Source organism: Streptomyces diacarni (assembly GCF_003323715.1).
GTDB lineage: Bacteria > Actinomycetota > Actinomycetes > Streptomycetales > Streptomycetaceae > Streptomyces > Streptomyces diacarni.
This window is the reverse complement of record NZ_QOIN01000048.1, coordinates 209,353-233,467: the sequence shown is the minus strand read 5'-3', so window position 1 is coordinate 233,467 and position 24,115 is coordinate 209,353. Positions and strand designations below refer to the sequence as shown.

The 24,115-nt window shown below is 72.6% G+C and carries 24 protein-coding genes and 1 pseudogene; 11 read left to right on the top strand and 14 right to left on the bottom strand.

Translation table 11 applies throughout. The features are described 5' to 3' along the window. The first annotated feature begins 14 nt into the window (after positions 1-14). Entirely contained in the window at positions 15-776 is a 762-nt protein-coding gene (locus tag DTL70_RS22885; protein ID WP_114023859.1) for an IclR family transcriptional regulator, read from the top strand. Between the two features lie 311 nt (positions 777-1,087). Here the strand turns inward: DTL70_RS22885 and dmpG are convergent, their stop codons facing one another. From dmpG to DTL70_RS22870, 3 genes are all read right to left on the bottom strand, one after another. Next, positions 1,088-2,170, bottom strand: coding sequence for a 4-hydroxy-2-oxovalerate aldolase (dmpG, locus tag DTL70_RS22880; RefSeq protein WP_114023858.1), 1,083 nt, complete (start codon positions 2,168-2,170; stop codon positions 1,088-1,090). Then, positions 2,167-3,120, bottom strand: a complete 954-nt coding sequence (locus tag DTL70_RS22875; protein WP_114023857.1) for an acetaldehyde dehydrogenase (acetylating) — start codon at positions 3,118-3,120, stop codon at positions 2,167-2,169. Before DTL70_RS22875 ends, dmpG begins: the two co-directional genes overlap by 4 nt. Positions 3,121-3,228: 108 nt before the next feature. Further along, entirely contained in the window at positions 3,229-4,020 is a 792-nt protein-coding gene (locus DTL70_RS22870) for a 2-keto-4-pentenoate hydratase (protein ID WP_114023856.1), read from the bottom strand. A 272-nt stretch (positions 4,021-4,292) separates the two neighbouring features. Here DTL70_RS22870 and DTL70_RS22865 point away from each other — a divergent pair, with 272 nt between their 5' ends. Continuing rightward, a complete protein-coding gene (locus tag DTL70_RS22865) occupies positions 4,293-4,865 on the top strand; it encodes a DUF6624 domain-containing protein (protein ID WP_342776507.1) in 573 nt (190 codons plus the stop codon). A gap of 58 nt (positions 4,866-4,923) precedes the next feature. On the opposite strand, the gene DTL70_RS22860 is transcribed toward DTL70_RS22865, so the two are convergent. From DTL70_RS22860 to DTL70_RS22835, 6 genes are all read right to left on the bottom strand, one after another. Next, positions 4,924-5,550 (bottom strand): GNAT family N-acetyltransferase, encoded by a 627-nt coding sequence (locus DTL70_RS22860; protein WP_245979556.1) that lies wholly within the window; start codon positions 5,548-5,550, stop codon positions 4,924-4,926. A gap of 77 nt (positions 5,551-5,627) precedes the next feature. Then, a complete protein-coding gene (locus DTL70_RS22855) occupies positions 5,628-6,590 on the bottom strand; it encodes a zinc-binding dehydrogenase (protein WP_114023855.1) in 963 nt (320 codons plus the stop codon). Between the two features lie 190 nt (positions 6,591-6,780). Then, the gene (locus DTL70_RS22850; protein WP_114023854.1) at positions 6,781-7,686 is read right to left on the bottom strand and encodes a TIGR03620 family F420-dependent LLM class oxidoreductase; all 906 of its coding nucleotides are present in this window, start codon (positions 7,684-7,686) and stop codon (positions 6,781-6,783) included. Positions 7,687-7,818: 132 nt separating this feature from the next. Next, positions 7,819-8,580 carry an amino acid ABC transporter ATP-binding protein gene (locus tag DTL70_RS22845; protein ID WP_114023853.1) on the bottom strand — a complete coding sequence of 254 codons (762 nt, stop codon included), beginning with the start codon at positions 8,578-8,580 and terminating at the stop codon, positions 7,819-7,821. Then, positions 8,577-9,545, bottom strand: coding sequence for an amino acid ABC transporter permease (locus DTL70_RS22840; RefSeq protein WP_114023852.1), 969 nt, complete (start codon positions 9,543-9,545; stop codon positions 8,577-8,579). The genes DTL70_RS22845 and DTL70_RS22840 overlap by 4 nt, the downstream gene beginning before the upstream one ends. Before the next feature lie 75 nt (positions 9,546-9,620). Continuing rightward, the gene (locus DTL70_RS22835) at positions 9,621-10,580 is read right to left on the bottom strand and encodes an ABC transporter substrate-binding protein (protein ID WP_114023851.1); all 960 of its coding nucleotides are present in this window, start codon (positions 10,578-10,580) and stop codon (positions 9,621-9,623) included. A 531-nt stretch (positions 10,581-11,111) separates the two neighbouring features. On the opposite strand from DTL70_RS22835, the gene DTL70_RS22830 reads away from it, so the two are divergent. Next, complete coding sequence (locus DTL70_RS22830) at positions 11,112-12,308, top strand: NAD(P)-dependent malic enzyme (protein WP_114023850.1); 1,197 nt, start codon at positions 11,112-11,114, stop codon at positions 12,306-12,308. A gap of 163 nt (positions 12,309-12,471) precedes the next feature. On the opposite strand, the gene DTL70_RS22825 is transcribed toward DTL70_RS22830, so the two are convergent. Then, positions 12,472-13,260, bottom strand: coding sequence for a class I SAM-dependent methyltransferase (locus DTL70_RS22825; RefSeq protein ID WP_114023849.1), 789 nt, complete (start codon positions 13,258-13,260; stop codon positions 12,472-12,474). A 78-nt stretch (positions 13,261-13,338) separates the two neighbouring features. Between DTL70_RS22825 and DTL70_RS22820 the strand changes: the two are divergent. Beyond that, positions 13,339-13,923: pseudogene (locus DTL70_RS22820) on the top strand (CGNR zinc finger domain-containing protein); the annotation flags it as partial. A 247-nt stretch (positions 13,924-14,170) separates the two neighbouring features. Here the strand turns inward: DTL70_RS22820 and sodX are convergent. Beyond that, on the bottom strand, positions 14,171-14,617 hold the full coding sequence (gene sodX / locus DTL70_RS22815) for a nickel-type superoxide dismutase maturation protease (RefSeq protein WP_114023848.1): 447 nt from the start codon (positions 14,615-14,617) through the stop codon (positions 14,171-14,173). A gap of 172 nt (positions 14,618-14,789) precedes the next feature. On the opposite strand from sodX, the gene sodN reads away from it, so the two are divergent. From sodN to DTL70_RS22800, 4 genes are all read left to right on the top strand, one after another. Next, positions 14,790-15,185: a superoxide dismutase, Ni gene (gene sodN, locus DTL70_RS22810; protein ID WP_114023847.1), complete on the top strand. Its 396-nt coding sequence runs from the start codon at positions 14,790-14,792 to the stop codon at positions 15,183-15,185. Positions 15,186-15,325: 140 nt separating this feature from the next. Further along, on the top strand, positions 15,326-15,508 hold the full coding sequence (locus tag DTL70_RS33275) for a hypothetical protein (protein ID WP_147266804.1): 183 nt from the start codon (positions 15,326-15,328) through the stop codon (positions 15,506-15,508). Further along, positions 15,498-15,893, top strand: a complete 396-nt coding sequence (locus DTL70_RS22805) for a Rid family hydrolase (protein ID WP_114023846.1) — start codon at positions 15,498-15,500, stop codon at positions 15,891-15,893. The genes DTL70_RS33275 and DTL70_RS22805 overlap by 11 nt, the downstream gene beginning before the upstream one ends. Before the next feature lie 235 nt (positions 15,894-16,128). Then, the gene (locus DTL70_RS22800) at positions 16,129-16,467 is read left to right on the top strand and encodes a hypothetical protein (RefSeq protein WP_114023845.1); all 339 of its coding nucleotides are present in this window, start codon (positions 16,129-16,131) and stop codon (positions 16,465-16,467) included. A 538-nt stretch (positions 16,468-17,005) separates the two neighbouring features. Here DTL70_RS22800 and DTL70_RS22795 read toward each other — a convergent pair. Then, on the bottom strand, positions 17,006-18,097 hold the full coding sequence (locus DTL70_RS22795; RefSeq protein WP_114023844.1) for an ANTAR domain-containing protein: 1,092 nt from the start codon (positions 18,095-18,097) through the stop codon (positions 17,006-17,008). 267 nt (positions 18,098-18,364) lie between these two features. Here DTL70_RS22795 and DTL70_RS22790 point away from each other — a divergent pair, with 267 nt between their 5' ends. Together DTL70_RS22790 and DTL70_RS22785 are read left to right on the top strand one after the other, a co-directional pair. After that, positions 18,365-19,330 (top strand): AraC family transcriptional regulator, encoded by a 966-nt coding sequence (locus DTL70_RS22790; protein ID WP_114023843.1) that lies wholly within the window; start codon positions 18,365-18,367, stop codon positions 19,328-19,330. Between the two features lie 33 nt (positions 19,331-19,363). Next, the gene (locus tag DTL70_RS22785; protein WP_114023842.1) at positions 19,364-20,377 is read left to right on the top strand and encodes an AraC family transcriptional regulator; all 1,014 of its coding nucleotides are present in this window, start codon (positions 19,364-19,366) and stop codon (positions 20,375-20,377) included. A 62-nt stretch (positions 20,378-20,439) separates the two neighbouring features. Here the strand turns inward: DTL70_RS22785 and DTL70_RS22780 are convergent, their stop codons facing one another. Continuing rightward, the gene (locus tag DTL70_RS22780; RefSeq protein ID WP_114023841.1) at positions 20,440-21,492 is read right to left on the bottom strand and encodes an aldo/keto reductase; all 1,053 of its coding nucleotides are present in this window, start codon (positions 21,490-21,492) and stop codon (positions 20,440-20,442) included. A gap of 128 nt (positions 21,493-21,620) precedes the next feature. Between DTL70_RS22780 and DTL70_RS22775 the strand changes: the two genes are divergently transcribed. Beyond that, positions 21,621-22,484, top strand: coding sequence for an N-acetyltransferase (locus tag DTL70_RS22775; protein WP_245979554.1), 864 nt, complete (start codon positions 21,621-21,623; stop codon positions 22,482-22,484). A 112-nt stretch (positions 22,485-22,596) separates the two neighbouring features. Here the strand turns inward: DTL70_RS22775 and DTL70_RS22770 are convergent, their stop codons facing one another. Next, positions 22,597-23,910: an MFS transporter gene (locus DTL70_RS22770; RefSeq protein WP_114023840.1), complete on the bottom strand. Its 1,314-nt coding sequence runs from the start codon at positions 23,908-23,910 to the stop codon at positions 22,597-22,599. Positions 23,911-24,115 lie beyond the last annotated feature (205 nt).

The following is a 24,115-nucleotide window of genomic DNA, read 5'->3' as shown; positions in this document are numbered from 1 at the left end:
CGCTAGGAGGCCCCATGAGCGTCACCGCCACGGAGTACGCCGTCGCAGCGTCCACACCGGTCTCGATGATCGACCGGGTCGTGACGATCCTGGACGCCTTCGAGAGCGCCGACGGACTGACCCTCGCCCAGGTCGTCCGCCGAACCGGACTCCCCCGTTCCTCCGCGCACCGCATACTGGAACACCTGGCCGAGGTGAAGTACCTGCGCCGCGACGCGCACACCTACCGGCTCGGCATGCGGATCATGGAGCTGGGCGCCCTGGTCATCCACCAGGACCGGGTGCGCGAGGCCGCGGCACCCCACCTGCACCAACTGCACACCTCCACCGGGCTGGTGGCCCACCTGGCGATCCTCGACGAGGGCGCCGCCGACGTCGTCTACCTCGACAAGGTCGGCAACCGCTTCGGCACCCTGCTGCCCTCCCGGATCGGCGGCCGGCTGCCCGCCGCGCGCACCGGCGTGGGCAAGGCGCTGCTCGCCCACGCACCCCGCGCCACGGCGGCCGGACTCCCCGAGCGGCTGCACGCGGAACTGGCGCAGATCCGCGAACGCGGCGTGGCCCACGACCGCGAGGAGGCCATCCGCGGGGTCGCGTGCGTCGCCGCCCCGGTGGTCGGCGCGGGCGAGAGCACCCCCGCCCTGGCCGCCGTCTCCGTCTGCGGCCCCGCCGGGCGCGTACGGTCCGCCTCGGGACTCCCCTCCCTGGTGCGCCAGGCAGCAGCGCATATCTGGCGCACCTCAGCCGGCCACCCCTCGACACACCGCCCCTGCTGACGGCGCCCGCTGACCGCACGGGAGCCAGAGCCGGGGCCCACGCGCGCAGGACCGGCTCCCCACCAGCCCAGACACGCCAGAGCGGCCAGTTCGAGCAGGAACGCCAGAACGTCGTTGGCGGCGTACCAACTCCGCTCATCCAGCACGTGCCCAGGCGCGCCCTGGTCTGGTGAGCCGGGCGTTGTGCGCATGGTGTCCTCTCGGCCGTCGGCCACGGCGGCGCGCGTGCGGCGGCCTGCCGTGGCCGGCCCGTGCAACTCGGGCACCGACCGTAGCGGAGAGGCTTCCAGGGCGGGAGGCCTGAGGGCGGCTCAGCCTCCTGTCGGGGCGGTCGTGGCGTCCTCGGCGGCCAGTTCCCTGGCGATGTCGATGAGCTGGTCCTCCTGACCGCCCACGAGCTCGCGCTCCCCCGCGCGCAGCAGGATCCGCGCGCCGGAGACACCGTAGCGGCGGGCCCAGCGGTCGGCGTGCTTGAGGAAGCTGGAGTAGACGCCCGCGTGGCCCATCATCAGCTCCAGGCGGCCCAGCTTGCACTCCTCGTCCATGACGGGCAGCACCACGTCCTCGGCCGCGTCGGCGATCTTGAGGACGTCGATGCCGGTACGGATGCCGAGGCGTTCGGCGACCGCGGTGAACGCCTCCACCGGGGTGTTGCCCGCGCCCGCTCCGAACCGCCGCGTGGAGCCGTCGATCTGCCGGGCTCCGGCGCGGACGGCGAGCACCGAGTTGGCCACGCCCAGGCCCAGGTTCTCGTGCCCGTGGAAGCCGACCTGGGCGTCGTCACCGAGTGCGGCGACCATCGCGGCCACCCGGTCCGTGACCTCTTCCAGGACGAGGGCGCCCGCCGAGTCGACGACGTACACGCACTGGCAGCCCGCGTCGGCCATCCGGCGGGCCTGGGCCGCCAGCACCTCGGCGGGCCGGCTGTGCGCCATCATCAAAAAGCCGACGGTCTCCAGGCCGAGTTCGCGGGCGAGCCCGAAGTGCTGGTCGGCGATGTCCGCCTCGGTGCAGTGCGTGGCGATCCGGCAGATCTCGGCACCGTTGTCGCAGGCCGCCCTGATGTCGTCCTTGACGCCGAGCCCCGGCAGCATGAGGAAGGCGATGCGCGCCCTGGTCGCCGTCTTGACCGCCTGGGCGATCAGTTCCTGTTCGGGGGTGTGGCTGAATCCGTAGTTGAACGAGGATCCGCCCAGCCCGTCCCCGTGCGTCACCTCGATCACGGGGACGCCCGCGTCGTCCAGCGCGGCGACGATGGAGCGGACGTGGTCGGCGGTGAAGCGGTGCTGCTTGGCGTGCGAGCCGTCGCGCAGGGAGGAGTCGGTGACCCGGATGTCGAGTGCGGTCGGCGTGGTCGGCGTGGTCAAGGTGGGTGCTCCCCTTCGGGCGGTCATGCGGTGGTCGACGACGGCTCGGAAGCGCCGGGTCCCGTCCGTGCCGTGATCCGCGCGGCGAACCCCTCCCCCACGCGGGTCGCGGCGGCGGTCATGATGTCGAGGTTCCCGGCGTACGGCGGGAGGAAGTCGCCGGCCCCCGCGACCTCCAGGAGGATCGCGACCCGGGCGGGTGCCGTGGGCGTCGCCTCCTCGAACTGCGGTTCGCCGCGCAGCTGGTAGCCGGGCACGTACGCGGCGACGGAGGCGGCCATGTCCTGGACGGAGGCCGTGATCGCCTGCCGGGTGTCCTCGTCCACCCGGTCGGGAAGCCGGCAGTAGACCGTGTCGCGCATCAGCATCGGCGGCTCGGCCGGGTTGAGGATGATGATGGCCTTGCCGCGCTCCGCACCGCCGATGTGTTCGATGCCCCAGCGGGTGGTGCGGGTGAACTCGTCGATGTTGGCCCGCGTGCCGGGTCCCGCGGACGGCGACGCCACGGAGGCGACGATCTCCGCGTAGGGGACGGGCACGACGCGGGAGACGGCGGCCACCATGGGAATGGTCGCCTGGCCACCGCAGGTGATCAGGTTGACGTTCGGCGCGTCCAGGTGGGCGTCCAGGTTCACCGCGGGGACGACGGCGGGACCGAGCTTCGCCGGGGTCAGGTCGACGCAGGGGATGCCGCGCTCGGCGTAGCGGGGCGCGTGGGCGCGGTGCACCGCCGCGCTGGTCGCCTCGAAGACCAGGTCGGGCGTCTCGGGCCGCTCCAGCAGCCAGTCCACCCCCTCGTGGCTGGTCTGAAGACCCAGTCGCGCGGCCCGTTCCAGTCCCTCGCTGGCCGGGTCGACGCCCACCATCCAGCGGGGCTCCACGTGCGCGGATCGCAGCAGCTTGTACAGCAGGTCCGTACCGATGTTCCCGGGCCCGACGATCGCGGCCCGCGCCTTGCGCGGCACTTGCGTTGACATGAGGGGTGGCTCTCCCGTCTGTGGTGGTTGCGTCGGCCCGCCCCGGCCGCCCCGCAGACCGAAAGCGCCGAGGGGCGAGGACGGGGGTGGCGACCAGGGCCTCTCTCGTCAGGCGAAGGTGAGGGCCACCTCGCCGAGTCCCGCGCCGAACGCGGCCCGGTAGGCCGCCCCGCCCCGAACGTCGACGGCCCGCGTACAGGACCCGGGCAGCACCACGTCCCCGGCGCGCAGCCGCACCCCGAACCCGGCGACCTTCCGCGCGAGCCAGGCGACCGCCCGTGCCGGATCCCCCAGCACCGCGTCGGCCCGCCCCGCGGCGAGTTGCGCGCCGTCGGCCCCGTACAGCTCGGCGGACACGGCGCACCGGTCCACGTCGGCGGGCCGTACCCGCCCTCGTCCCAGCACGAAGCCGGCGGAGGAGGCGTTGTCGGCGACGGTGTCGGCGATGCGGATGTCCCAGTCCCGTATCCGGCTGTCGATCAGCTCGATGGCCGGTGCGAACGCCTCGGTGGCCCGCAGCACGTCCTCGACTGTGCAGTCCCCGGCGGGCAGGTCGGCGCCGAGCACGAACGCGAGTTCCACCTCGATGCGGGGCGCGCAGTAGCGTGCCACCTCCACGGGGGTGTCCTCGCTCAGCTCCATGTCGTCGAGCAGGTGTCCGTAGTCGGGCTCGTCGACGCCCATCATCCGCTGCATCACGGGCGAGGAAAGCCCGACCTTGTGGCCGACGACGCGGGCGCCCGCCACGCACCGGTCGTGGATGCCCAGGAGCTGGACGGCGTACGCGTCGTCGGTGTCGATAGCGGGCCAGGTGACGCGCAGGGGCGGCACCGGTGTGCGCGCCCGCTCGGCCGCGCCCAGCGCGTCGGCGGCCTTGCGGCGCTCGGCCTCGTCCAGCATGTGCTCTCCCGTCCCCTCCGTCGCCTCCGATCGGCTCTCGGACCGTAGGCAGGAGCGGACCGGGCCGGTGCCGAAGCTCCCGTTGAGCGGGACGGACCACGCCGCGGGCGGGAAGGAGACGGGGCGAGCGGGGGGAGCGGGGGGGGCGCCGGGGCCGCGCCCCGGCCGGCCGCAGCGGCTCACCGTATGTTCCATGATGGCCCCGGGGAGGGGGCTTCGTCACCGTCTCACAGGACGAGATCCGGCGCGGATACCGCTCCTAGGGTGAGCACATGCATGCCGAACCCGCCCCCGCGTCCGCACTCGCGAAAGAACTCGGTGACCAACTCACCGCGATGAAGGCGGCGGACCACGCCGCCTCGGCTCGGGCCAACAGCCCGGACCCGGCCGAGCAACTCGCCTGGCGGCGGCTCACCGCCCGGCACGGTGACCGGCTGCGCGCCCTGCTGGAAGCGCACGGCCACTGGCCGACCTCCCGGGAGGTGGGAGAAGAGGGGGTGCTCGGCGCCTGGCTGGTGGCCCAGCACGCCGACCGCCAACTCGACGTGCAGCGGCTGGCCCTGCGGCTGCTGGAACAGGCGGTCGAGGACGGTACGGCGGGGCAGGAGGGACCTGCCCGGCTGGCCTTCCTCCGCGACCGGCTGCACGTCAACGCGGGCCTGCCCCAGCGCTACGGCACCCAGATCCAGGGCATGTCCGACGCCGGGGAGCCGATCTTGTGGCCGGTGGAGGACCCGGAGAGGATGGACACCTACCGCAGCGAGGTGGGCATCCCGCCGTTCGCGGAGTACGTGGCACGGTTCCTGCCGGAGAAAGAGCGGGGCCAAGTCGCGCCGGAGAAGTAGGGGAGCCAAGCCTTGCCGGCGAAGTAGCGCAGAGGGGACGCGGGACGGTGCCGCGCGCTCATCCGCCCGGCTCGCGCCACATCGGCCACATCACGGGCCCGCCCTGGGGCAGTTGGATGCCGCTGCCCCGCACGGCGAATCCGTGCCGCTCGTACAGGGCCCGGCTGCGCGGCGAGGACGCCTCCAGGTAGGCGGGCAGGCCCTGCCGGTCGCACACGGCGAGCCGGTGCCGCAGCAGCGCGCCGCCGATACCCAGGCGCTGGCGGCCCGGTGTGACGGCGATGGCCTGGAGATAGGCGTGGTCCTCGTGGGGGTGTCCTTCGTCGGTGGCCTCACCCAAGGCCGACAGCCGGGTGTTGCCGGGGTCGACGTGGTCCAGCGCGGCGGCCAGTTCCTCGCCGCCGCGCAGCGCACCGTCCCGTACGTCGAACCACAGGGCGAGGGCCTCCCCGTCGTCCGTCATCTCGGCGGTCCCGTACGCGTGGGCGCAGGCCAGGAAGGTGCCGAACAGGCCGGGGTGCCGCTCCTCCCTGTGCCCCTCCTCGGGAAAGATCCACCGGCTGACCGGGTCCGTACGGAAGACCGCGTGCAGCAGGGCGCGGGCGGCGCCCAGGCCGGCCTCGTCGACCGCACGGACGCCCGTGCCGGTCCGCGCGCGTACCGCGTCGGGCTCCACCCCGCTCACCCGCACCACAACTCTCCTGCGCCAAAGACCGGTTCGAGTGGCGAGTATGCCGCACGGCGGGCCGCCCGTCAGCGGAATCAGACCGTCAGCACGACCTTGCCGAACAGCTCGCCGCCCGCCATCTTCGCGAAACCCTCACGGGCGCGGTCGAGCGGAAGGGACGTGTCGACGACGGGACGGATGCCCTTGGCCGCACAGAAGTTGAGCAGCGAGGCCAGCTCCTCCTTGCTGCCCATGGTCGAGCCGACCACCTTCAGCTCCAGGAAGAAGATCCGGTTCAGTTCCGCGGCCGGCGGGTTGGGCCCGCTGGTGGCGCCGGAGATGACCAGGGTGCCGCCCGGGCGCAGCGACTTGACCGAATGCGACCAGGTGGCGGCGCCCACCGTCTCCAGCACGGCGTCCACCCGGTGCGGAAGCCGCGCACCCGACTCCACAGCGGCCTCGGCGCCCAGGTCGAGGGCGCGCTGCCGCTTGGCCTCGTCCCTGCTCGTGGCGAACATCCGCAGCCCTGCGGCCGCGCCCAGCACGAGCGCCGCGGTGGCGACACCACCGCCCGCACCCTGCACCAGTACGGAGTCGCCGGGGCGCACGCCGGCGTTCGTGAACAGCATCCGGTACGCCGTCAGCCACGCGGTCGGCAGGCAGGCGGCCTCCTCGAAGGACAGCTCCTTCGGCTTCGGCAGCACGTTCCACTGCGGCACGGCCACCCGTTCGGCGAACGTGCCCTGGTAGCGCTCCGTGAGGATCGAGCGGGGCTCCCGCGGGCCGACGCCGTGCCCCGTCTGCCCGATCACGGAGTGCAGCACGACCTCGTTGCCGTCGTCGTCGATCCCCGCCGCGTCGCAGCCGAGGATCATCGGCAGCGCCTCCTCACCGAGACCCACGCCGCGCAGGGACCACAGGTCGTGGTGGTTGAGGGAGGCCGCCTTCACCGCCACGGCCGTCCACCCGGGCGGCACCTTCGGCTCAGGCCTCTCCCCCAGCTCCAGCCCGGCCAGCGGGTCTTCCTTGTCGATACGCGCGGCGTAAGCAGCAAACATGCCGCCGACGCTACGCGCGCTCTCCCGCGCGGGACAGCGCGCGCGGGGTGCAAGCGATCCATCTCACGCGCTCAGCGCACGTAGTTCTTGAACGCGTCGGTGTTCCCTCGGGAAGACAGCCTTGGCGACGCGGGCGGTTTGTCGTACGGAATCACCCCGACGTGCACCCGCACGGGTGACGTCGGGGGCGTCAGCCGTGCAGCGGCAAGGACTCGGCCAAGGTCCGCCACTCCGCGCGCGGGAGGTCGGTGCCGGTGTTCGCCGTGACCACCTGAAGGGCCATGTGGTCGGCCCCGGCGGCGAAGAACTCGTCCACGCGGGCGCGGACCGCCTCCGCGTCGCCGATGGCGAAGACGGCGTCGATCAGGCGGTCGCTGCCGCCGCCGTCGAAGTCGGACTCGGCGAAGCCCAGGCGCAGCAGGCTGTTGCGGTAGTTGGCCAGGGCCAGGTAGTGGGAGAGGTAGTCGCGCGCGGTGCCGCGGGCCTCGGCGCGGTCGGCACCGCCGGGCTGGAGGACGACCTTCAGCTCGGGCGCGAGTAGCGGTTCGGCGCCCAGGATGGAGCGGGCCTCGGACGTGTGCTCGACCGTCACGAGGTAGGGCAGCGCGCCCAGCGAACGGTCGGCGGCCAGCTTCAGCATCTTCGGGCCGAGGGCCGCCAGCGCACGCTGCGCCGCGGGCACGCCACGCGGCGCGTTGTCGAGCACGTCGAGGTAGGAGCGCATCGCCGAGTAGGGGCGGTGGACCAGCGGGTGGTCGAGCGTGGCGCCGCTCTTGGCCTCGTCGTGGCTGACGCCCAGGCCCAGCAGGAAACGGCCCCCGAACTCGTCCGTCAACTGGGCGTGGCGCGCGGCGACCTCGGGCGCGGCGTGCTGCCAGATGCTGAGGATGCTGGTGCCCACCGTCGCCCGCGAGGTGGCCGCCAGCAGCCGGTAGGCCATGTCGGGCGAGGGGCTGCCACCGAGCCAGAGCGTGCCGTATCCCAGCTCTTCCAGCTCGGCGGCGGCCTCTTCCACCTGCGGCCTGCGGGCGGCGTCATCCGTGCGCAGCGCGCTCGCCCAGATGCCGATCCTGCCCAGATGCGCGTTGTATGCCATGGCGCCCACAGCATCACATCGGCGCCCGCTATTCCAGGATCGACGGCACCACCGACTGCGACGACGGCAACGCCGACAACACCCACAACGCCGACAACGCCGACAACACGGCCGAACGGCGCCGAGCCGCGGTCACAGCACCTTGGACAGGAACGACTTGGTGCGCTCGTGCCGCGGGTTGCCCAGCACCTCGCGCGGGTCGCCGGACTCGACGACCACGCCGCCGTCCATGAACACGAGCGAGTCGCCGACCTCCCTGGCGAAGCCCATCTCGTGGGTGACCACGACCATCGTCATGCCGTCCCTGGCCAGTGCCTTCATCACGTCGAGAACCTCGCCCACCAGTTCGGGGTCGAGCGCGGAGGTCGGCTCGTCGAAGAGCATCAGCTTGGGGTCCATCGCCAGGGCCCGCGCGATGGCGACCCGCTGCTGCTGGCCGCCCGACAGCTGGGCGGGATAGCTCTCCCGCTTGTCGGCGAGACCCACCCGGTCCAGCAGGTCCTCGGCCCGCTTGCGCGCCTCGGCCTTGGGCACGCGCTTGACCTGGACGGGCGCCTCCATCACGTTCTCCACCGCCGTCATGTGCGGGAAGAGGTTGAAGCGCTGGAAGACCATCCCGATGTCGCGCCGCTGCGCGGCGACCTCGCGGTCGCGCAGCTCGTAGAGCTTGCCGCCCTTCTCGCGGTACCCGACGAGCGTGCCGTCGACGTACAGCCGGCCCGCGTTGATCTTCTCCAGGTGGTTGATGCACCGCAGGAAGGTGGACTTGCCCGATCCCGAGGGGCCCACGATGCAGAAGACCTCGCCGGTCCGCACCTCCAGGTCGATGCCCTGGAGGACGTGGACGGGCCCGAAGGACTTGTGGACGGCCTCGGCCTTGACCATCGTGCTCATGCGCCGATCCCTCCCGCGCCCTGGGCGCCGGAACCGGTGCCGCGGCCGAATGTGAACAGGTTCTTGCGTGCCCGCTGCCAGGGCGTGTCCGGCAGCTGCCGCGACGAGCCCCGAGCGAAGCGGCGTTCGAGGTAGTACTGGCCGACGCTGAAGACGCTGGTGATGACCAGGTACCAGACCGTGGCCACCATCAGCAGCTCGACGACGGCGCTGGAGGTGTTGCCGATGTTCTGCCCCTTGCGCAGCAGCTCCTCGTACATGACCACGGAGCACAGGGACGAGGTCTTCAGCAGGTTGATGAACTCGTTTCCGGTCGGCGGCACGATCACCCGCATCGCCTGCGGGAGCACCACGCGGCGCATGTTCTGCGCCTGCGTCATGCCGAGCGCCTGGGAGGCCTCGGTCTGGCCCTCGTCCACCGACTGGATGCCGGCCCGGCAGATCTCCGCCATGTAGGCGGCCTCGTTGAGGCCGAGGCCGAGGAGCGCCGCCATGAACGGAGTCATGACGTCGGTCATCTCGTCCTTGTAGATCGGCATGATGTCGAGGATCGGGAAGATCAGCGCGAGGTTGAACCACAGCAGCAGCTGCACGTAGATGGGCGTACCGCGGAAGACCCAGATGTAGCCCCAGGCGACCGAGGAGGTCACCGGGTTCTTCGACATCCGCATCACCGCGAGGATGACGCCGAGCACCAGACCCATGAGCATCGCGAGCACGCTGACCACCAGTGTGTTCTTGACGCCTTCGAGGATCTGGTCGTCGAAGAAGAAGTCGCCCACGGACCCCCAGCGCAGCCCCTCCGCGGTGGCGAAGGCGCGCACCAGCAGCGCCAGCAGCACGAGGACCACGACGGCGGAGACGTACCGCCCCCAGTGCCGTACGGGTATGGCCTTGATGGCCTCCGGGACGTCCCTGGACGGGGGTGTCCCGTCGGACTCGGTCGCTTCGGTGGGTGTTTTCACGGGGGCTTGCCTCTCAGCGTCCTGGGCGGTCTTGCACGGGGCCCTTGGTGCGGTTCTCGTCTGTCGTGGCCCGGCTCAGGTACCGGCGTTGACGGTGACCTTCTTCACGCCGCCGTCCTGGACGCCCCACTTCTCCAGCGCCCGCTGGTAGCTGCCGTCCTCGATGATCGCCTTCATAGCGGCCTGGAGCGCGTCCCTCAGCTTCCGGTTGTCCTTGCTGACGGCGATGCCGTAGGGGGCCGACTGCATCTGCTTGCCGACGACCTCGAAGTCGCCGCTGGACTTGGCGGCGTTCGCGGCGACGGGGAAGTCGGAGATGTCGGCGACGACGCCTCCGGTCTTCAGCCGTACCCGGGCCTCGTCGTCGGTGTTGTAGGCCTCGACATCGATCTTCTTCTCACCGTCCTCGACGCACTTCTCGGTCTGCGCCTTGAGGATCTCGTGCGAGGTGGTGCCGCGCTGGGTGGCCACCTTCCTGCCGCACATCTGGTCCACCGAGTCGATCTTCTCGGGGTTGCCCTTGCGGACCAGGATGGAGGAGCCGGCGGAGAGGTAGTCGACGAAGTCGACGCCCTTGCCCGCCTTCTTGCCGTCGTCGTCGAGGCCCTCCTGGCGGTCCTTGGTGTCCGTCATCGCCGACATGATCATGTTGAAGCGGCCGGTCTGCATGGAGGTGATCAGCCCGTCGAAGGTGCCGTTGGTGAACTGGAAGCGGACGCCGAGCTTCTCGCCCATCGCCTCGGCGATGTCCACGTCGAGCCCGACGATGTCGGCGCCCTCCTTGTACTCCATCGGCTTGTACGCGGCGTCGGTACCGACCTTGATGACACCGGCGTTGCGGATCTTGTCCGGCAGCTTGCCGCTCAACTCGGCGTTGCCGCCCGAGGAGCCGCCGCTTTGCGCGCCGTCCGTCTGGTCCCCGCAGCCGGCGAGCAGCAGGGCACCGCTGACCGCGAGGGCGACGGGCACGATCCGGGCGCGCCGCGCGGCCCCGCGCACGGTCGTGCCTGCGGTGACGGGCCTGCTTGCGGTCATGGGCGGGTCCTCCTGGCGGTGAGGGAGCAGCCGTGGGTCGGGCACACACCTTCGGATGTCGCGACCGTGTCCGACGCGTGAACGGATGAACGGATGGGGGGCATCTTGCCATCCGGACATGCGGGTGCAGGACGCCGCCGAGGTCAAAATCGGATAACGGAGAAGCGAATCCGATTACAGGGCGCACCAGGAGGCCGTAGAGGCCCTCGAACAGCGCCCGCCCCGCCGCACACCCCTCTCCTCGTCTCACTTCGTGGACGGCTTGCCCGCAATCCGCAGTTTTGCCCCGGCTCGGGGCGGGATGGCCACCGGTGCGGCTGGAAGTGAGTCGTCCGCAGCGGCGGTCGTCGGGTAGAAAGGTCGATTACACCCCTCACCCGGGGACCAGGGCGCGTGTGCGGCGCGCCCGGCGTCCGTACCTCCCTCCGGGCCGCGGCCATCCGCTCGCCCGGGAAGCGGACGCGGTGCCCGCCCGTTCCTCACCGCAGGGAGCGGTCACCCTCACCAGATTCGAATAAGGGGTTCAACACAGTGGCAGCGGAGATCGTCAACCAGAAGGACGGGCTGGAGCCGGACGTCATCGACCCGGCCTTCGCCCTGCACCGGGGCGGCAAGATGGCCGTGCAGGCGACGGTGCCCGTGCGCGACGCGGACGACCTGTCCCTCGCCTACACGCCGGGCGTCGCGAAGGTCTGCAGCGCCATCGCCGAACAGCCCGAGCTCGTCGACGACTACACCTGGAAGTCGCAGGTCGTCGCGGTGGTCACCGACGGCAGCGCCGTGCTCGGGCTGGGCGACATCGGCCCGAAGGCCTCCCTCCCGGTCATGGAGGGCAAAGCCATCCTCTTCAAGCAGTTCGGCGGCGTGGAAGCGGTGCCGCTCGCTCTCGACACCCAGGACGCCGACGAGATCGTGGACACGGTCGTCCGGCTCGCGCCCTCGTTCGGCGGCGTCAACCTCGAGGACATCGCGGCACCGCGCTGCTTCGAGATCGAGGCCCGCCTCAAGGAGAAGCTGGACATCCCCGTCTTCCACGACGACCAGCACGGCACGGCCATCGTCACCCTCGCGGCGCTGCGCAACGCGGCCAAACTGAGCGGCCGCGCCCTCGGTCAGCTGCGCGCCGTCATCTCCGGCGCGGGCGCCGCAGGCGTCGCCATCGCCAAGATCCTCATCGAGGCGGGCATCGGCGACGTGGCGGTCTGCGACCGCAAGGGCGTCGTCTCCGGCGACCGCGAGGACCTCACCGAGGTCAAGCGCGAGCTGGCCGGCTTCACCAACAAGGCCGGCCTCACCGGTTCCCTGGAGAACGCGCTGGCCGGCGCCGACGTGTTCATCGGCGTCAGCGGCGGCACGGTGCCCGAGGAGGCGGTCGCCGCCATGGCCGAGGACGCGTTCGTCTTCGCCATGGCCAACCCCAACCCGGAGGTCCACCCGGACGTCGCCCGCAAGTACGCCTCCGTGGTCGCCACGGGGCGCAGCGACTACCCGAACCAGATCAACAACGTCCTGGCCTTCCCCGGCATCTTCGCCGGAGCGCTCCAGGTGCGCGCGACCGACATCACGGAAGGCATGAAGCTCGCCGCCGCCGAGGCGCTGGCCGCCGTGGTGGCCGACGAGCTGAGCCCCGAGCGGGTGATCCCCTCCCCCTTCGACGAGCGCGTCGCCCCGGCGGTCACCTCGGCGGTGGCGGCCGCGGCCCGAGCGGAGGGCGTCGCCCGCCGCTGACCCCTCCCATGGGACTCAGGCTCCGTCTCATGGGGCTCATGGGGCTCACCCCGTCCCGAGCGCCGGACGGCCCGGCAGGGCCGTCCGGCGCTCGACGGCTTCCGGGTCCTCTCGACGCGCGAGAAGTGAGGGTCGTCCCCAGGCCCCGGAGGGCCGGACCCCCTCACCGCAGCCCGAGCACCAACGCGTCAGTGGGCGAGGCCCACACCGCCCGCGCCTCGGCGAAGCCGACCTGCCGCAGCGTGGCCGCATGCCACCCCGCGTCCTGGAACTCCTCGTCGTTGTGGTCGTGCCGCACCTCGGCCGGGTTCCCGAACAGGGCGAACCGCTCGGCGGCGACCTTCCCCAGCGCCGGGTCCTCGGCCAGCGCCGCCCACCAGCCGCCCCAGTCGAGCCGTCCCTCGCCCGTGCGCTGCCGCCGCCGCGCCTCTTCGTACGTGTGGACGGCGGCGTTGATCCGCGGCGTCGACTCGTCCGGCATGTGGTCGGCGTTCATGAAGACGCCGCCCTCCCGCACCAGTCCCGCGAGCTGCCCGTAGAGGGTGCGCAGCGGTTCGGTGCGCATCCAGTGGAGCGCCGTCGCGGTCAGTACGGCGTCGAAGGGGCCCTCTTGGCTCAGCGCGCCGGTCCAGTCCGGGTCGCCGAGGTCGACCGTCAGGAACCGGGCCCGCCGGTCGGCGGCGAAGGTGCCGCGGGCGATGGTGAGCAGCGCGGGGTCCCGGTCGACTCCGACAGTCGAGGCCTGCGGCATCCGCGTGAGCAGCCGATCCGAGATACTGCCCGTACCGCAAGCCAGGTCGAGCACCTTGGGTGCGGGGCCGACCAGGGCCTCGGTCATCTCCAGCATCACCCGGAACCGCTCCTCGCGGTCGGGCAGGTACTCCTCCTGTTGCCGGTCCCAACTGTTCTGCCAGGCCTGCCAGTCCGCCTCGGGCAGTGCGTGGGTCGTCATGGCGCCCCCTCTGTCGTAATACCCTCGTAGTGGATTCAGCTGTTACCGACCATAGAATGTCCGCCGTAAGGATCACAAGTGGAACTCAACTATTACTCTGATCTGGCCGTGCGACTGGTCAACAGTGAGCAGCCTGACCGCGGGGAGGACACCCTCACCTCCGTCGACGCGGTGCGCGAGCTGTTCGGGGCGAACAGCTCCACGTGGCGGCGCGCCACCGACGCGGACGTGGGCAGGCTGCGCGCCGTCCGCACCCGGTTGCGCGCGGTCTTCGCCGCCGCCTCCGAGGGCGACGAGGTGCGCGCCGTCGACCTCCTCAACGCCCTGCTGATGGAGTTCCCGACGAGCCCGCAGATCTCCGGGCACGGCGACCTGGACAGCGACGGGCGCCCGCGCTGGCACATGCACCTGGCCGAACAGCCCGCGAACGCGACCGCCGCCTACGCGGCCACAGCCTGCATGGGGCTGGCCTTCCACCTCACCGACCTGGGCGTGGACCGGCTGGGCATCTGCCAGGCGACGCCCTGCCGCAACGCCTACCTCGACACCTCCACCAACCGCTCCCGCCGCTACTGCTCCGACCGCTGCGCGACCCGCGCCAACGTGGCCGCCTACCGAGCACGCAAGCGGCGCGAAAGCAGCACCGAGAACCCCGATACCTCGGATAACGCGACGGGTGCGGAGGGTCACACGGGTGCGGCGGGTGCCACGGATGCGACGGATGCGACGGATGCGACGGGTGGGGCGGGCGCGGCCGGAGCCACAGGCGTGGCGGGTGCCACGGGCGCGGCCAATGCCACGGGTGCGGCCGGCGCCACGGGTGCGGCCGGTGCAACAGGTGCAGCAGGTGCCACCGCCGCGGCGGGCTGAGCAGGGGTGCCGACGGGCCGACGGGGCCGGCTGGTCCGACCTAGTCCGACACCGCCGGTGCATCCGCCCGTACAGCGGGCGAACGCGGCCGCAGGGGTCCTGTCACCGGCCGCACCGCGGAGAAGACCCAGCGCGCCGCCGCCACGGGCGAGTGCCCCGCCCCGCGCGGAGGCCGCAGCCGCAGCCAGGCCCGCGCGATGACGAGGTCGTCGGGCACCGCGCCGAACTCGCGGCTGTCGTTGAGCACCAGCGGATTGTCGCCCCTGACCCACCAGCCACCCGGGCGCCGCTCGACCGCGCGCTTGACGATGAGCAGGTCGTGCTGGAAGGGGTGGCGCAGCACGACGATGTCCCCGGCGCGCACGGCCGCGCCGTAGGTGACCACCAGGTGGTCACCTGGCCGCAGCGTCGGCCGCATCGAAGGGTTGTAGACCTCCGCGAGACCGATCCTCTTCAACGGCCCGCGCTGTGGCGTACCCTCCGGCATTTTCTCCGCCTCCGGTCGTCCCGGCCGCGCCACCGTGCCCGGCCCGATTACTCCAGCAGATCCAGTCCGCGACTGGACTTTTGTCCTAAGCCCGTGGGGGCACACGCGAAAAGGCTTCCCACACGGAGTAATCTCGCACGTGAGAAGACGATCACGAGGAAGGATGGCTTTTATGCTCTCCCGACTGTTCGCACCGAAGGTGCGGGTCAGCGCCCATTGTGACCTGCCGTGCGGCGTCTACGACCCCGCTCAGGCCCGGATCGAGGCCGAGTCCGTGAAGGCCATTCAGGAGAAGTACCAGGCCAACGACGACCCCCACTTCCGGGCCCGCGCCACCGTCATCAAGGAGGAGCGCGCGGAGCTGGCGAAGCACCACGTCTCGGTGCTGTGGAGCGACTACTTCAAGCCCCCGCACTTCGAGAAGTACCCGGAGCTCCACCAGCTGGTGAACGACACCCTCAAGGCGCTCAGCACGGCCAAGGGCTCCACCGACCCGGCCACCGGGCAGAAGGCGCTGGACTACATCGCCCAGATCGACAAGATCTTCTGGGAGACCAAGAAGGGCTGACCCCCTTCTCATCCGCCTGGTCTGCGGTTTTCTCCGCAGTGTCCGAAGGCCCGCACCCGGTCCGCTGGCTCCCGTCACGGAGTCCAGCCGACCGGGTGCGGTCGTTTTCCCCTGGTCACAGGTACGCACAGACCCGCAGCGTGACGACGGCGGACGCGGGCGCACGGGCCGAGCGGCTCACCATTCCGGTGCGCAGCTTTAGCCGGCAGCACCACCGCGGCAGACAGGCGGGGCGGGGCATCGTGTCGACCATCTGCGGGACCTGCGCACAGGAAGGCGGCATCGAGGTGTTCGCCGGGGCACAGTGGACGCATGGACCGTGAGGACATCGACCCGCGTCACTTCGGTGACAGGTTGGCCTACAACAGGGCCGTGTTGATCGAGCAGCCGCAGCGTTGGCTCGCCGTCGCCGGTCACGAAGCGCGGGACGACTCGGGAGGCATCGCCGCCGTGGGTGACATCCGCGGCCAGATCCAGGTGACGTTCCAGCGCTTGGGCGACACGCTGCACAAGGTCGGTTTCGCCCTCAGCGATCTCGTCCAGATCAGAATCTTCACCGTCGACATCGGCGCGGTGACAGCCAATTACGACGCGGTGCTGGACGTACTGGCCGAGGCGGATTGCCGTCCAGCCAGCTTGCTGGCCGAGGTCAGAGCCCTGTCCGACCCGCGCATGCTCATCGAGATCGAAGGACTCGCCGCCCAGTAGTCCACGGGGGAGCCACAGGCGACCCTTCCCTCGCAGCTGCACGCTGCCTACGTCACCCGCCCCTGTCCGGCTGAGTCGATTCACCACGAGCAGGTGCCGGGGCGCAGTGGGCGGTCATCGCGGCCCAGGCCCATGGACGACTCGCAGACGGTGGCCGGTTCGGCATCTTGTCGGGGGACGGTCAAGGGAGTTCGATGCCCGCAGTGAAGCCGCGACTCACACGGGGGATCGACCCATGGGCTCGAACAAACGCTTGGCGGTGTCAGCACTGGTCACCGCGGTCTCGGCCGTGACGCTGGTCGGTTGCGGAACCGAGGGAAAGATCATGGACTACGACGACGTGAGTGTCTGGCCGTCCGCAGACAGCCGGGGCCGCCAACCGATCGGCACGCTGACCACGCTGTCGAAGGTGACCGTCAAGTGCATCGAGCGCGGCCAGAGGGACGCGAACGGCATGGGATACGCCGACGCGTACAAGATCGAATTTGAGGGCGGCACGGGGTATATCGACACGCACACGTCGATCCTGACCGACGACGGTGAACTGTCGCCCAACAACGTGGACGAGTGCTGAACTTCGAGTGGGCGAGTGCCGCACTCCGAGGATGAGACGCGGGTGCCCCGCCCTTCAGCCTGCCGCCCCTGCGTATCCGCCGGCCGGAAAGCCGGTGAGGCGTGTTCTCGGAGCGCTCACGCAGGTCGTAGGACCACTCCCCGCCCTGCTCGGTGACGCTCTTCAGGGCGCGGTGGGCGCGGTGGGCGCGGTGGGCGCGGTTCAGGCGGGGCCGCCCGTGCGGCCCACAGGCCGCGGCCGCACGGCCCCGCCCGGCCCGCCGCCCCTCCTCGGGAACGTGGCGGACCGGGAACGGTCTTCGCTGGTCACGGAATCAACTTCGGCCCATTTGGCCGAAGTCGCTCGGAACCCTGTCCGCAGAGAGGATGATGGGACTTCCGGCGGCGCGACCGCCGGGCGCACCACGGGGACTTGGACGGCGACTCCCCGCTGGTGCGGGGGCCCGCCGCCGCGCCTATCGGCGGCGGGCCCGAGCGGCCCGGGGCACTACGCGATCCCCCCTCGCGCCCCGGGCCGCGCCGGTGGGGTGGCGCCGCGGTCAGCGGTTCGGGTCGCAGTCGAAGGGGGCGAAGGGCGGGCCGTCGAGCCGGGCCTCGACCAGGTCGCGGGCCACCTGATGGAGGTCCCGCCGATGGGAGCGGGCGTAGGCGCGCAGCGTGCGGAACGCCTCCTGCGGGGTGCTGTGCCGGCGCTCGGCGAGCATCCCCTTGGCCTGTTCGAGGACGATCCGGCTGCTCAGCGCCCGCTGCAGTTCCTCGGCACGGCGCAGCGCCGCCTGGTGCGCCAGGCCGAGCGCGCACGCCTCGGCGAGTGAGCCGAGAGCCGCGTGCGTCGCCACGTCGAGCGGGTCGTCGTCGTGGAGGTGCACGACCAGCACGCCCGTCGGCGCGTGCGGCCGGTCCGTCGCACTGCGGTGGGCCGTCCCACCCGCGACGCCCTCGCCGTGCAGCGGGACGGTGAGCACCGCGCGCATGCCCGCCTCGCGCGCCACGGGGCCGTACCGCGGCCACCGTGCGGTGTCTGCGCCGTCCAGCAGCAGCCAGGGGATGCGGGTCCCCGTGCGCAGGGTGTCGGTGGCGGGTCCCTCCCCCAGTTCGTGCTCCGCCTGCTGGAGCAGGGCGGCGTGGGTGCCGCTGTGGCCGTGGGGTGCCGGGCCGCGTGCCGCGGAACGCGCGAGGAGCGCGGTGGTCTCACCGCGCCGCCCGCCGCGTGCGAGGCGGCGGTCCACGCGGTCCGCCAGTGCGACCAACAGCGGGTGGCAGCCGCCGGGGGCGCTCTCGCGCGCGGCGTGCGCCCCGTCCTCGCGGGCGGCGGCCTCGTCCGGGGCGTCCGCCCCACCTGCGGGGCAGGCCCCGGGTGCGGCGTCCGATGAGGCCTCGTGCGCGGCGCCCGGTGTGTCCCCGGCCGGGGCGTGCGAGGGGGCGGTACCGGGTACGCGCGCGCCGGCCAGCTCCAGCAGCGCGGCCGCCAACTCGCGCTCGCGGCCCGGCTCGCGCTCCGGCTCACCTTCGCGTACGGCGTCCGACTCGCGTTCGCGCGCGGTGTCGTCGGCGGACGGCCGCGGAGGGGGTGTCGGCGCGTCCGGGACCGCCTCGTGCGCGGCCGCCGCGCTGGACCTCGGCACAGACATCCTCACTCCGGTCCTGTTCCGCTTCTTGGCGCCCGTCTGCTCCCGGCGCTTGTTTCCGGCGCTCCTCGGCCTTCCGCACGGTCGGGTCGGGGCAGCGCGCGGCACGGCACGGCTCAGAACAGCGCGCACGCGTGCGCGGCGCAAGCGTCACCGCGCCGCGATGTCGCTTGGTGGCTATCCACTTCGCGATGTGGGCTGCGGGGGCCGACGGTGCGGGCCTAGCATCGAAGGCCCGGCCCGTGGCCCGAGCGAGGAGGTACGGGTGTCATGCACGACCCGGTGCGCCGCGTCAGGCTGACGACCGCCGACCCGCAGGAGGCCGAGCACTTCCTGCGCCAGGCCTACGTGGACCACACGCCGCGGCTGTCAGGTGACCGGGAGCGGTTCCGCTTCAACGCCTCGCTCACCCAGGCCGGCGCGGTCGGCGTGGAGCGGATCGCGCAGTCGATGGTGCTGGACGCGGAGACCGAGCCGCACGCCTGCGTGTACGTCGTCCAGGTGCTGGGCGGCAGGTTCGAGATGGCGGCCGGGCGCAACGAGCTGCGCTCGGGCCCCGGTGACCTGCAGCTGTGCGACCCGTACGTGCCGACGCGGGTGAAGTGGGACAACGTGCGGCTGGGGATCGTGCGCATCGGGCTGCGCGAGGTGGAGCGGATCGCGGCGGAGAGCGAGGGCACCGAAGCGGCGACGAGCCGGTTCGCCCTCGCGCGCCCCGTCTCGCCCGAGCGGGCCCGCTACTGGCAGGCGGTCGTCCGCCACGTCCACCACGACGTGCTGGCCAACCCGGAGGCCGTGGGCAGCCCGCTGGTGCTGGCCGAGGCGACGCGGCTGCTGGCGACCGCCGCGCTGGCGACCTTCCCGCGCAGCCCCGCCGAGCGGTCCAGGCTGCCGGCCCCGGGCCGTCCGGCCCCCGCCGCGCTGCGCCGCGCCATGGACTACATCGACGCCAACGCGGCGCGCCCCATCGGCGTGCACGACATCGCGCACGCGGCCGGCACCAGCCCCCGCGCGCTGCAACACGCCTTCGCGCGGCACTGCGAGACGACGCCGACCGGTTATCTGCGCGGGGTCAGGCTGGAGGCCGCGCACCGGGAGCTGAAGGCGGCCGACCCCGCCTCGGGCGTGACGGTCGCGGCAGTGGCCACCCGCTGGGGGTTCGCCAAGGCGGGACGGTTCGCCGGTCGCTACCGTGCCAGATACGGGGTCGCCCCCAGCCACACCCTGCGTACATGAGCCGCACCCCGCGACGGGGCGAAGGAGAACGTCATGCCGTCCGAGTACGCCCGCACCGCCGCGCGGGAGTTCTCGACCACCGATCCGGAACGCGCCCACGCCTTCCTGCGGCGCGCCTACGTCGAGAACGTCATGAGGATCCAGGGCAGCCGGGACGGCTTTCGGATGAGACACACCTACGACGAGGCGGGCCCGCTGTCGGTGGCCGTGCTGAAGCACAGCATGGCTGTCGAACACGTCTCGCAACCGCTGGGGCGGCTGCTGCTGGCGCGGGTGCTGGACGGGCACATCGAGCGCCGCACCGGTGGCGAGACGGTGCGCGCCACGCGGGGCGACGTCTTCCTCGTGGCGCAGCCCGAGGCGCCGTACACGGTCGCCTGGGAGAACGTCAGCCTCCAACTGGTCAGCCTGGACCAAGCCGTCCTGGCGAGCGTCGCGGGCGGCACCGCCGGGTCCGAGGTGGCCGACGCGCCCGGAGCCGCGGGCGTGCGCTTCACCGGATGCGGGCCGCTGTCTTCGAACGCGGCCCGCTACTGCTCCGGCGTGCTCGATCTGGTGACCACACAGGTGGTGCCCGACGCCGGGGCCGCCTGTGAGCCGCTGGTGCTCGACAGCGCGGCACGGTCCCTGGGCGCCGCGCTGCTGACGACGTTCCCCAACACCGCGGTGGCCCGCGACGACGCGCCGGGCACGGCCGGCACGGCCACAGGAGCGACGGGGGCCGAGGCGGTCGTGCGGCGCGCCGTCACCTATCTGGAGGCGCACGCGCACGAACCCGTCGACCTCGCGGAGGTGGCCCGCCAGTCCCGCACGACACCGCGCGCCCTCCAGCGCGCCTTCCGCGCCCAGCTGGACACCAGCCCGAGCACCTACCTGCGCCGCCTGCGGCTGGAGCGCGCCTATCAGGAGCTGGCCGCGGCCGACCCCGCGCGCGGGGAGACCGTCACGGCCGTCGCCCGCAGGTGGGGGTTCGGGCACCCAGGACGCTTCGCCGCGGCGTGCCGCGCGGCCTACGGGCGCTCGCCGCAGGAGGTGCTGCGCGCCTGAGCGCCCGGGCCCGTGCCGCACGGCGCGGGGGCGCGGGGGCGCAGGGGCGCGGGCCCGGGGCGTCACCGCGGCGGCGTCAGGTCCACGGCGGGCGGGTTGAGGCGGGCGAAGGGGGCCTGGCGCTGGGCCAGCCAGTGCGGGTACGGGGCGTGCCGCGCGCTCGCGCTCTCCAGCCTGGCGACCTGCTCGGGGGTGAGCCGCCAGCCCACGGCGCCGAGGTTCTGGCGCAGTTGCTCCTCGTCGCGGGCGCCGAGCACGACACTGGCCACCGTGGGGCGGCGCAGCAGCCAGTTGAGCGCGACCTGGGCGACCGTGCGTCCCGTCTCCTCGGCGACCTCGTCGAGCGCGTCCACCACGCGGAAGAGCGCCTCGTCCTCGACCGGCGGTCCGAACCGTGCGGTCTCGTGCAGCCTGCTGCGCTCCGGCAGGGGCGCGCCCCGCCGGATCCTGCCCGTCAGCCGGCCCCAGCCCAGCGGGCTCCAGGCCATCGCGGCCACGCCCTGGTCGAGGCCCAGCGGCATCAGCTCGTGCTCGTAGTCGCGGCCGATCAACGAGTAGTAGACCTGGTGGGAGACGTAGCGCGGATAGCCGTGCAGGTCGGCGACGGCGAGGGACTTCATCAGCTGCCAGCCTGGGTAGTTGGACGCCCCCACGTACCGGACCTTCCCCGAGCGGACCAGCTGGTCCAGGGTCGCGAGCACCTCCGCCACCGGCGTGCCCGCGTCGAAGGCGTGCAGCTGGAGCAGGTCGATGTGGTCGGTGCCCAGCCGGCGCAGCGCTTCGTCCACCCCGCGCAGCAGCCTGGAGCGCCCGGTGCCCATGTCGCAGGGGCCCTCACCCAGCGCGCCACCGATCTTGGTGGAGATGAGTACCCGGTCCCTGCGGCCCTTCACCGCGGCGCCGAGCACCTCCTCGCTGGCTCCGGCGGAGTAGGCGTCGGCGGTGTCGAACATGGTGACGCCGTTCTCCAGGCAGATGTCCACCATGCGGCGTGCCTCGTCGGTGTCGGTGGTGCCCATGGGCCCGAAGAGGGGGCCGCTCGCCCCGAAGAAGCTGGTGCCCAGCGTCAGTTCGGGCACGTGCAGCCCGGAGTCCCCCAGCCGTCGGTACTCCACAGGTCTCTCCCTCGCTCCGTCATGATCGCGCAGTTGTCCGGGCAACCGTCCTCCACCGGGCCCGAGTTGGGCAAGACTCCCGGAAAACCGCTGGTCCGCGCGGGGAGGGACTGCCAGGCTGCACGGCCATGAGCCTCGACCCACGGCCGACCGGCCCCCACTCCGACGCGGCGCCCGGCCACCCCGGCGCGGTGTCCGACCCGGATGCGGCACCCGGCCACCCCGGCGCGCCCTCCGGCACCGACGCCCTCGACCGAGTCGTCATCAGCACGCTCGCGGAGCGCCCCGAACTGACCGGACGGCTGTACGAGATCGACGAGGACTGGCCCGCGTTCATCGGACACGACCCGGCCGCGAGCACACTCCTGACCTGGGTCCCCGAGCTTTTCCCCGCCTCCTGCGTGGTGGCCACCGAAGGCGACCGCGTCATCGCGCGCGGATTCAGCGTGCCCTTCGCCGCCGACGTGGACGGCAGGCGGGAGACGCCCGACGGCGGCTGGAGCCGCGTGCTGCGCTGGGCCTTCACCGACCGGTGGACGGGACGCACGGTGACCGCGGCGAGCGCCCTGGAGATCACCATCGACACCGGCCACCTCGGCCGCGGGCTCTCCCACCGCATGCTGGCCGCACTCCGCCGTACCGCCGCACAGCAGGGCCTCGGGGTACTGCTGGCTCCGGTACGGCCGACCGCCAAGCACCTGCGGCCGCGCCTGCCCATGGCCGCGTACGCCCGCGAGCGCCGCGACGACGGGCTGCCGACCGACCCGTGGCTGCGCGTCCACGTACGGGCGGGCGGCACCGTGGAGTCGGTGGCTTCCGCGTCCATGACGGTGAGCGCCCCACTCGCCCGCTGGCGGGAGTGGACCGGGCTGCCCTTCGATCGGGACGGCGACGTGGAGGTCCCCGGCGCCCTGGTGCCCGTCCACTGCGACCTCACCCACGACCACGCGGTCTACGTCGAACCCAACGTGTGGGTGCGTCACACGCTGTAGCCCGGCACCTGCGGCGCCCGGCCCGGGGCCCAGTCCGGTCGGCCGCCCTCCGGGGTTCATGGCCGAGGACCGGATCGTGGAACGTGAGCAGCGCGGGACTCCTGCCCGGTACTCAGCGAGCCGGGCGGGAGGACGGAGGGCGCGGGCGCTTCTTCGCCACGGGAAGGCTCTCAGGCGGGAGCAGACTCTCGGCTGAGGGAGACCCACGGTGCAGGCCGGCTGTCTTCGGCGTCCTCACTGCGCAGGCCAGGGCCGCGAGCAGCGCCACGCCGCCCGCCAGCGCGAAGCACACCCCGAGGGGCAGCCGTGCCGCCAGCAGACCGGCCGCCGCCGTACCGCCCGAAAGCCCCGCGTTCACCGCCGTGTTGACCCAGGCACCCGCCCGGGTGCGGCGCTCCGGCGGTGCCGCCTCGTCGGCCAGCAGATACGCCGTGGTGAACGCCGGAGCCACGAAGAACCCCGCACACACCACCGCCGCGGTCAACGCCCCCACGCCCGGCGCGAGTCCCGCCGCGGCCAGGGCGAGACCGAGGCCGACAGCCAGCAGCGGCAGTCGTGCCCGGGCCCCGATACGCCACCTGACGGCACCGTTGACGAGCCCGCCGACCGCGCTGCCCGCCGAGTGAGCCGCGAGCACCCAGGCGACCACGTCGTCACCGTGCTGCCGCTCCGTCGCGAACGCGAGGACCAGCAGATCCATGGCGCCCAGGGACAGCCCGACCCCGGCCGCCACCACGACCGGCGTCAGCAGCGCCCGCGCCCCCCGCGACCGTGGCTCGGAGCGTGCCGCCCCCTCGGCAACGGCAGCCGGCCCCAGGTTCCGCACGACCGGCGACAGGACGAAAGCCAACGTCCCGGCCCCCACGAGCAGCGCGCTCACCACCACCCCGGCCGCCGGGGGCGCGCTCTGCACCAGCACGCTGACCAGCACAGGGCCGAGGATCAGCAGCGCCTCCTCCGCGACGCCGTCCAGGCTGAACGCGCGCTGCAACAGCGAAGGATCCTCGGTGAGTTCACGCCAGACGGCCCGCGCCGAGGGGCCGAGCGGAGGCGTGGCGGCACCCGCGGCCGCGGCGAGAGCGCCCAGCAGCCAGGCGGGGGCACCGAACCGCCAGGAAGCCGCAGCGAGGGCGCCCAGGAGAACCGCGTAGAGCAGGGCCATCGGCAGGAGCGCGGCGCGGGGGCCGTGGCGGTCGACGAGGGCCGCCCGTACCGGGGACAGGAAGACACTGGTGGCGCCGAACAGCGCCGTGATCGTGCCCGCGACGGCATACGAGCCGGTGGACCGGGTCACCGCCAGCATCAGGGAGAGGGCGAGCATCCCGTACGAGAGCCGCCCGAGCAGGGCGGCACCGAAGGTGCGTCGGGCGCATGGAAGGCGCAGTACGGCGGCGTACGAGGGCCGCCCTTGAGCAGGCGCAGACATGGGAGGGTTCCTCGGTCGAGGCGGGAGCGGGGACGCCGAAGTGCCGCGAACACCGTGTGCGTGCCGCAGCCTGAGGCGTGCCTATGCCAAGAGGAGGAACACGAGACTCAACGTAGCAGCGGGCGCCCAGGGAAGTCAGGGGATCCGCGGGATCCCGGGCAGCACGCGCCGGCGTGCGGTCGCCACCGTTGCGCCGACGCGCGCG